General features: G+C 70.9%; 9 protein-coding genes and 1 riboswitch. Of the genes, 6 read left to right on the top strand and 3 right to left on the bottom strand.

Annotation, left to right across the window (positions count from 1 at the left end; genetic code table 11):
• On the bottom strand, positions 1-712 hold a 712-nt coding region (locus tag WBL05_RS09375; RefSeq protein ID WP_424225434.1), incomplete at its 3' end, for a cobyrinate a,c-diamide synthase.
• Positions 706-1,338 (bottom strand): cob(I)yrinic acid a,c-diamide adenosyltransferase, encoded by a 633-nt coding sequence (cobO, locus tag WBL05_RS09380; RefSeq protein WP_424225443.1) that lies wholly within the window; start codon positions 1,336-1,338, stop codon positions 706-708. The genes WBL05_RS09375 and cobO, both read right to left, overlap by 7 nt.
• A gap of 44 nt (positions 1,339-1,382) precedes the next feature.
• Here cobO and cbiT point away from each other — a divergent pair, with 44 nt between their 5' ends.
• The 5 genes from cbiT (at position 1,383) to WBL05_RS09405 (ending at position 4,795) form a co-directional block, all read left to right on the top strand.
• Complete coding sequence (gene cbiT / locus WBL05_RS09385; protein ID WP_424225435.1) at positions 1,383-1,967, top strand: precorrin-6Y C5,15-methyltransferase (decarboxylating) subunit CbiT; 585 nt, start codon at positions 1,383-1,385, stop codon at positions 1,965-1,967.
• A 59-nt stretch (positions 1,968-2,026) separates the two neighbouring features.
• Positions 2,027-2,135: riboswitch (cobalamin riboswitch) on the top strand.
• A 30-nt stretch (positions 2,136-2,165) separates the two neighbouring features.
• Positions 2,166-2,849, top strand: a complete 684-nt coding sequence (locus WBL05_RS09390; protein ID WP_424225436.1) for an energy-coupling factor ABC transporter permease — start codon at positions 2,166-2,168, stop codon at positions 2,847-2,849.
• Position 2,850: 1 nt separating this feature from the next.
• Complete coding sequence (locus tag WBL05_RS09395; RefSeq protein ID WP_424225437.1) at positions 2,851-3,204, top strand: energy-coupling factor ABC transporter substrate-binding protein; 354 nt, start codon at positions 2,851-2,853, stop codon at positions 3,202-3,204.
• The gene (gene cbiQ, locus WBL05_RS09400; protein ID WP_424225438.1) at positions 3,204-3,962 is read left to right on the top strand and encodes a cobalt ECF transporter T component CbiQ; all 759 of its coding nucleotides are present in this window, start codon (positions 3,204-3,206) and stop codon (positions 3,960-3,962) included. Before WBL05_RS09395 ends, cbiQ begins: the two co-directional genes overlap by 1 nt.
• Entirely contained in the window at positions 3,959-4,795 is an 837-nt protein-coding gene (locus WBL05_RS09405) for an energy-coupling factor ABC transporter ATP-binding protein (RefSeq protein ID WP_424225439.1), read from the top strand. Before cbiQ ends, WBL05_RS09405 begins: the two co-directional genes overlap by 4 nt.
• Before the next feature lie 32 nt (positions 4,796-4,827).
• On the opposite strand, the gene WBL05_RS09410 is transcribed toward WBL05_RS09405, so the two are convergent.
• Positions 4,828-6,267, bottom strand: coding sequence for a cobyric acid synthase (locus tag WBL05_RS09410; RefSeq protein ID WP_424225440.1), 1,440 nt, complete (start codon positions 6,265-6,267; stop codon positions 4,828-4,830).
• A gap of 29 nt (positions 6,268-6,296) precedes the next feature.
• On the opposite strand from WBL05_RS09410, the gene WBL05_RS09415 reads away from it, so the two are divergent.
• A partial coding sequence (locus WBL05_RS09415) for a nicotinate-nucleotide--dimethylbenzimidazole phosphoribosyltransferase (protein WP_424225442.1) occupies positions 6,297-6,896 on the top strand: 600 nt, incomplete at its 3' end.

Raw genomic sequence — 6,896 nt, forward strand, 5'->3', positions numbered from 1 at the left:
CGTCCAGCGGCGGGGCCGCCTCGGCCAGGGCCATCAGGGCGGCCAGGTCGACGTGCTCGGCGATGTGCCCGGCCAGGGCGTCGATGGTGGCGGCAGATTCGGCCCGCTCGGCGGCCGGCACCAGGCCCAGGTGTCGTGACGGGGCGTGGATCGCCTGATTGCGGGGCACCATTCCCAGCACCGGCAGCCCGGCCCGGCCGAACACGCCGGCCAGTTCGGCTGCGTGCCGGTCGCTGGCCACCCGGTTCACCACCACGGCAGCGATCCGCAGCCGCGGGTCGAAGTGCCGCAACCCGAGGGCGGCTGCGGCGGCTGTGCGGGACGAACCGGCGGCGTCCACCACCAGCAGCACCGGTGCGTCCAGCAGCCGGGCGATATGCGCGGTTGAGCCGCGTCCGTCCCTGCCCAAGTGACCGTCGAACAGGCCCATCACGCCCTCGATGATGGCGACGTCGGCCGGTTCCGGGGTGCGCACGCCGTGCCGGAACAGCTTCGGCACCAGCTCCTCGCTGGTCAGCACCGCGTCGAGGTTGCGGCCGGGTCGCCCGGTCGCGAGCGCGTGGTAGCCGGGGTCGATGAAGTCGGGGCCGACCTTGAACCCAGCCACCTTGCGGCAATTGTTGCGTAGTGCGGCCATGATGCCGGTGGCGATGGTTGTCTTGCCGGCCGAGGACGCGGCCGCTGCGACGACGAGGCGGGGGATCCTCACCATTCGATGCCCGCCTGCCCCTTCTGACCGGTGTCGAACGGGTGTTTGCGCTTGGTCATCTCGGTGACCGTGGTGGCGATCTCGGTCAATTCGGGTGGGGCGGCTCGTCCGGTGACCACCAAGTGCTGGACGCCTGGCCGGTCGCGCAGGGTTTCGACGACCTCAGCCAGGTCGAGCCATCCCCGGTTCACCGGGTAGGTGAACTCGTCCAGCACGTACAGCCGGTGGCGCTGGGCGGCCAGCCGTTGCTTGACCTCCTGCCAGGCGTTCCGGGCGGCGTCCACCTGGGCAGGCTCGGCGTCCGGGTCTTGAACCCAGCGGCGTCCCGCGCCGGTGGCGAACCAGCAGACCTCACCCCCGGCGCCGGTGCGCTGGTGCTCGGCGCCGAGGGTTTCCAGCGCGATCCGCTCACCGCTGACCCACCGGCCCGATTTGATGAACTGGAACACCCCGATCGACCAGCCCTGGTGCCAGGCCCGTAACGCCAGTCCCATCGCGGCTGTCGTCTTGCCCTTGCCCTCGCCGGTGTTCACGATCAGCGCCGGCCTGAGTCTTCGCTCCCGGGTGGTCAATCCGTCATCGGGCAGGCCCGCCGAAGTCGGTGGTGGGGTGGTCGCGTTGGGGTCCAGGGTCACGGGCACCGATTGTGCCCCATCTGGCTAGTCTGCTCGCCATGCGCGACGAAACCAGCGGCCAGCAACTCAGCGCGGGCCTGCCCGATGAGGCGTTCGACACCGACGGCCTGCTCACCAAGCGCGTGCTGCGCGCCTGGGCGCTGGCGGTGCTGGCACCCCGAGCCGGTGAACTGCTCTGGGACCTCGGCGCCGGCACTGGATCGATCGCGATCGAGTGGTGCCGGCTGCACCCCGACAACCGCGCGATCGCCGTGGAGCATGACCCGCGCCGGGTGGAGCGGATCGCCTCGAACGCTGCCCGGCTCGGTGTCACCCGCCGGCTCGCGGTGCTCGCGGGGGACCTGTCGGACCTGCTGGGCGGGCTGCCCAGCCCGGACGCGGTCTTCGTCGGAGGCGGCGTCCAGGATCAGGTGCTGCAACGCAGTTGGGACGCGTTGCCCGCCGGTGGCCGGCTGGTGGTGCACAGCGTCACCGCCGACTCCGACAGCGTGCTGCTGGGCGCCCATCAGCGTTGGGGCGGGGAACTGAACCGGATCGGTGTCGAGGTGGCCGAACCGATCGGCCGATACACCGGGTTCCGGCCGCTGCGGACCGTCACGACCTGGGCGGCCACCAGGCCCTGACCCGGGTGCACGCGTCCCACAACCGCACCCCGGTGATCGCGGGCGCGGGCGGTGTGCGAAGATCGAAGTGCCGTCCACGTCCGGAACCCGGTGAGAATCCGGGACGGTCGGGCCACTGTGATCCCAGCGATGGGTGAGTCAGATACGGGCGTGGGCGACGGTTCCTTGGGCCACGTCACCTAGAAAGGGAACTCGCCGATGCATATCGCTGAGGGATTCCTACCTGTCACCCACTGCGTCGCTTGGTACGCAGTTTCAACCCCATTCGTCATCCATGGGGCACGCCAAGTGATCAAGGAGGCGAAGGAGCACCCGGAATCCCGGCTGCTGCTCGCCGCCGCCGGCGCCTTCACCTTCGCCCTGTCGTCGATCAAGCTGCCCTCGGTCACCGGCAGCTCGTCCCACCCGACCGGCACCGGCCTGGGGGCGGTGCTGTTCCGGCCACCGGTGATGGCCTTCTTGTCCACGATCGTGCTGATCTTCCAGGCCCTGCTGCTCGCCCACGGGGGGATCACCACCCTGGGCGCGAACGTGTTCAGCATGGGCATCGCCGGACCATGGATCGGCTACGCGTTCTGGCGGGCGTCGAATCGGTTGGGCTGGCACCGAAACGTCGGGATCTTCCTGGCACTCGCCTTCGCCAACCTGTCGACCTACCTGGTCACCAGCATCCAGCTGGGCCTGGCGTTCCCCGACCCGGTGTCCGGCCTGGCCGGCTCGGTGGCCAAGTTCATGGGCGTGTTCGCCCTCTCCCAGGTTCCGCTCGCCATCGCGGAGGGCATCCTGGGTGTGCTGGTATTCCGACTGCTCATCGACGTCGCCAGGCCCGAGTTGCAGCGGCTCGGCGTCCTGAAGCCCAAGCTGGCTGAGGCGGTGGCCTGAGATGGGCAGGAAGAGCTGGACCACCGTCATCCTGATCGCCGCACTCCTGCTGATCTTCGGGATCAGCTTCGTCCTGGGCGGCCAGCGCACCAATCCTGAAGAGCGCTTCCCGGGCACCGACTCGGTCGCCACCAGCACCATCGAGGAGGGTAACCCCGACTACCAGCCGTGGTTCGTGCCCCTCTTCCAGCCGGAGTCCGGTGAGGTCGAATCGGGGCTGTTCGCCCTGCAGGCCGCCATCGGAGGCACGATCTTCGGCTTCGCCATCGGAGGCCTGTGGGGCCGTCGGCGCGGGCAACGGACGCCGGCGGCGCCGTCGACCGATCCGACGCTCGTCGTCGAACCCTCCGCCTGATGGCCCACGGCCTGGCGCTCGACCACGCTGCGTGGTCCAGCCCATGGCGGGCCCGATCCGTTCGGGACAAGGGCGTACTCAGCGCCGGTCTGCTCCTCGGGGCGATCGCGCTGCCGCCGGTACCGGGCGGCGTGGCCGTCGCCGTGACCAGCCTGGTGCTGCTGGCCGGGCCGATCCGAGTGGGCTGGGCGAGGCTGGGACGCATCGTCTGGCTGCCCGCGCTGTCGATCCTGATCGGGGTTGCCACCGTCGCGGTCAGCGTGAGTTGGTCGGCCGGCCTGATCGTTCAGGTGACCCCGGAGGGGCTCACGATGGCTGCGACGCTGGCGATCCGGGCGGTCGCTGCCACCCTGGCCATGCTCACCCTGGCCTGCTCGACCCCGATGATCGACCTGCTGGGCAGCCTGCGGCACGTCCGCGTCCCCGACCCGTTGATCGAGATCGCCGCCCTGGTCTACCGGTTCAGCTTCGGCCTACTGGAGAGCGCCGGCGCCATCGGTCGGGCGCAGGAGGCCCGGCTGGGCTATGCGACCCGCGTGGCGGCCATGAGGTCGGCCGCGATGGGGGCTGCGGTGCTGTTCCTGCGCTCCTGGGAACGGGCCCGACGCCTTGAGGACGGGCTCGCCGGCCGCGGATACACCGATACGCTGCGCACCCTGGAGCCGGGCCGGCACAGGTCGACTCGGTTCCTGATTGCCAGCATCTGCGGTTTGGTGGCGCTGGTGGGCGGGACGGTCGCCTGGCAGGTGTGGCGATGAGTCATCGTCAGCTGTCGGCTGCTGGGCTGGAGGTGGCGTTCGGCCGACGCGAGGTGCTGCGCGGGGCGGATCTCGAAGTGCCTCGGGGTAAGCGGTTGGCGCTGTTGGGTGCCAATGGTTCGGGCAAGACCACCCTGCTGCGGACGCTGGCGGGGTCGGTGCGACCCGAGGGCGGTGTGGTGCTGGTGGATGGTGCCCCGGTGCGGTTCGACCGCAAAGGCCTGCGGGCGCACCGTCAGGTCGTCCAGCTCGTCGCCCAAGACCCCGACGACCAACTCTTCGCCGCCGATGTGTATCGGGACGTCTCTTTCGGGCCGCTCAACCTCGGCCTGTCCGACGCGGAGGTCCGCCGGCGAGTCGCCGAAGCGTTGCAGCTGCTGTCGATTGAGGACCTGGCCGAGCGGCCGATCCACGAGCTGTCCCACGGGCAACGCAAACGGGTCGCCATCGCTGGGGCGTTGGCGATGGCGCCGTGCGTGCTGCTGCTGGACGAGCCGACCGCCGGCCTCGACCCGCAGGGCGTGGACGAGATGGTCGCCGCCCTGGAGCGGCTGCTGGTAGCCCGCACGACGGTCGTCATCGCCACCCACGACGTTGATTTCGCCTTGTGGTGGGCCGATTCGGTGGCCGTGGTGGTGGACGGCCGACTGCGCCACGGGTCGACCACTGACCTGCTGGCGGACGCCGACCTGGTGGCCGCCGCGCGGCTGCGGCTGCCCACGGCGCTGCAGGCGGCGGCCGAACTCGGGCTGGAGCCGACCGGCATCAGGGACGTGAGCGGCCTGGTGGCGGCGGTACGGTCGGCCGCGTCCCGAGTTGAAGGGGTGGCGTGATCTCGCCGGCGCCCGCCCGGACGCCGGGCGGTTCAGTGTTGGGCCAGGTCGAGGATGGCGTCCAGGTCGGTGTGCTGTTCGAGGGTGTCGGCAAGCTGGTCGAGCATCTGGGTGCGGCGTTCGGCGAACCCGGGGGCATCCGGTGCCGGCCGCCACGACGAGCCGACGCTGGCCGCAAGGTCGGTCAGCCAGGCGCGCCGGAAGGCGTCATTCTCGAACGCCCCGTGCCAGATCGTCCCCCAGGTGTTGCCGACCCGGATCCCGTCCAGGAACGCTTCGCCGCCGGTGGCGTCGACGACGCCATGGTGGATCTCGTAGCCGGTCACCGGGTGGCCATGCCAACTGCCCGACGGCCGGGCCAGTACCTTCTCGGCGCCGAACCGCACCCGGGCGGGCAGCAGGCCGAGGCCGGGTTCGGCGCCGCGCACCGATTCGATCGGGTCGTCGATCAGCTCGGTGAGCATCTGGTAGCCGCCGCAGATGCCCAGGATCGGTCCACCGGACGCGGCCCGGCGGGCCAGCGCATCGGCCAGGCCGAGCCGGCGCACCCAGTCCAGGTCGGCCAGGGTGCTGCGGCTGCCGGGCAGCACCACCAGGTCGGCGCCGGCGACGTCGGATGGACTTGCGGTCGGGAAGACGTCCAGCCCGGGTTCGGCGGCCAGCGCGTCCAGGTCGGTGGCGTTCGAGATCCGCGGGAACCGGATGGCCGCCACCCGCAGCGTCCCGGTCCCCCCGGGCAGCCTCGGCCACCTGGCGAAGGCGAGGGCGTCCTCACTGTCGAGCCAGACCTGGTCAAGCCACGGCACCACCCCGAAGCAGGGCAGGCCGGTGCGGGCGGTCAGTTCGCGCAGGCCGGGATCGAGCACCGACTGGTCACCGCGGAACTTGTTGATCAGGTAGCCCGCCAGCAGGGCGCGGTCGGCGTCGTCGACGATCGCCCAGTGCCCGAAGATGGACGCCAGCACCCCGCCCCGGTCGATGTCGCCCAACAGCAGCACCGGCAACCCGAACCGCCTTGCCAACCCAAAGTTGACGTAGTCGCCGGCGCGCAGGTTGATTTCCGCGGGCGAGCCGGCACCCTCGGCCACCACCACGTCGTGGTTGGCCCGGAGTTCCCGGTAGGTCGCGAAGGCTGTCTCTGCGAGCCGGGCGCGACCGTTGGTGTACTGGCCGGCCTCCAGGACGCCGTCCGGTTGGCCGCGGAGCACGATGAACGCCCGTCGGTCGGTGGCTGGCTTCAGAAGCACCGGGTTCAGCACACCGGACGGCTCGACGCCGGCGGCAAGCGCCTGCAGGTACTGCGCCCGGCCGATCTCGGAGCCATCGGGGCAGACCATAGAGTTGTTGCTCATGTTCTGCGCCTTGAATGGTGCCACCCGCACGCCGCGGCGGGCGAACGCCCGGCACAATCCGGCAACAATGAGCGACTTGCCGGCGTCCGAAGAGGTACCCGCGACCAGAATCCCTGCCACCGCGCCATCCTTCCAGAAGGAGATCACAAATGAACCAGGCCCCCGTGCGCACCCCCGTCCAGGCGCCGAGCAACGCCGCCTATGCCGCGGCTCGCGTCCTCAGCGACGGGCAGGCCAAACCGCTGGGCGCGCTCGGCGAGCTGGAGACGCTGGGTGCGTGGGTGGCCTCGTGCCAGGACGCCTGCCCGCCCCGCCAGCTGGATGACGTGCGGGTGGTGGTCTTCGCCGGCGACCACGGCATCGCGACCGATGGTGTGTCGGCCTATCCGGCGAACATCACCCCGGCCATGGTGTACGGCATCGCCGCTGGTCACGCGGGAGTTTCGGCGCTGGCGGACGCCAATAGCGTGCGGGTGGGCATCTACGACCTGGCGGTGGCGGTCGACTTCGGCGACCTGCCGGCCGAGGTCAGCCGGTTCAAGGTGCGCCGGTCGTCGGGGCCGATTCATCTTGCCGACGCACTGACCCGGGCCGAGGCCGAGCAGGCGCTGGCGGCCGGCGACCTCATTGCGGCCGAGCAGATCGCCGACGGCGCCCAACTGCTCATCCCCGGCGACCTGGGCATCGGCAACACCACGGCCGCGGCGGCGCTGATCGCGGCCACGCTGGATGTGCCGGCGGCCGCGGTG

This window comes from Brooklawnia sp., assembly GCF_049651565.1.
Taxonomy (GTDB): Bacteria; Actinomycetota; Actinomycetes; order Propionibacteriales; family Propionibacteriaceae; genus Brooklawnia.

What these genes read in the sequence shown, in the direction of transcription:
- cbiT (WP_424225435.1), top strand. Translation starts at nt 1,383, where the DNA reads ATGCGCGACGAAACCAGCGGCCAGCAACTCAGCGCGGGCCTGCCCGAT.
- WBL05_RS09390 (WP_424225436.1), top strand. Translation starts at nt 2,166, where the DNA reads ATGCATATCGCTGAGGGATTCCTACCTGTCACCCACTGCGTCGCTTGG.
- WBL05_RS09395 (WP_424225437.1), top strand. Translation starts at nt 2,851, where the DNA reads ATGGGCAGGAAGAGCTGGACCACCGTCATCCTGATCGCCGCACTCCTG.
- cbiQ (WP_424225438.1), top strand. Translation starts at nt 3,204, where the DNA reads ATGGCCCACGGCCTGGCGCTCGACCACGCTGCGTGGTCCAGCCCATGG.
- WBL05_RS09405 (WP_424225439.1), top strand. Translation starts at nt 3,959, where the DNA reads ATGAGTCATCGTCAGCTGTCGGCTGCTGGGCTGGAGGTGGCGTTCGGC.